General features: G+C 43.8%; 1 protein-coding gene. It reads right to left on the reverse strand.

Annotated features, from left to right (window positions below):
* The coding region (locus R7Q48_RS30465) for a metal ABC transporter solute-binding protein, Zn/Mn family (protein ID WP_318134144.1) at positions 1-483 on the reverse strand (483 nt) is incomplete at its 3' end.
* Between the last annotated feature and the right edge of the window lie 54 nt (positions 484-537).

A 537-nucleotide genomic window follows, 5' to 3' on the forward strand; every position in this document is an offset into this window, starting at 1 on the left:
AACAAGATTGTTGCTGTACGTTTTCGCATTAGCTGGATCGATTTCCGCCAATTTGTTCACAACAGCTTGGGCGACCTGTTTAACCGGTTTAATACCCAACCAAAAGTGCGGGTCGTGGCTACCGTGGTCATGACCGTCGTGATCATGCGAATGCGCACTATCAAACTCACGAAGGGCTAGATTTGGTATTTCGCTTAACGTCAGTGTACTAGCTCTATTTGATACGACTTTTTCAAGAAACGGTTCCAAATCATGACCATACCAAATCACCAAATCCGCAGACGCGACTTTTTTTACATCAGAAGGTCGCAGCGAATAATCGTGTGGTGATGCGTTTGACTGAACTAGCACTTCAGGAGTAGTGACGCCTTCCGTTAGTTCAGTCACCATCAGTTGGATCGGTTTAATGCTTGTAAGTACTGTTATCGCCTGCGCTGGCAAGGTTAACATGGCTGAAGCAGCAAGAATTAAAGCTCTTTTCATAGTTTTACTTGGGATATGGCGTAGAAAGTGCGATAATGTTACATTATAACATTA

The organism is Vibrio sp. 378 (assembly GCF_033339435.1).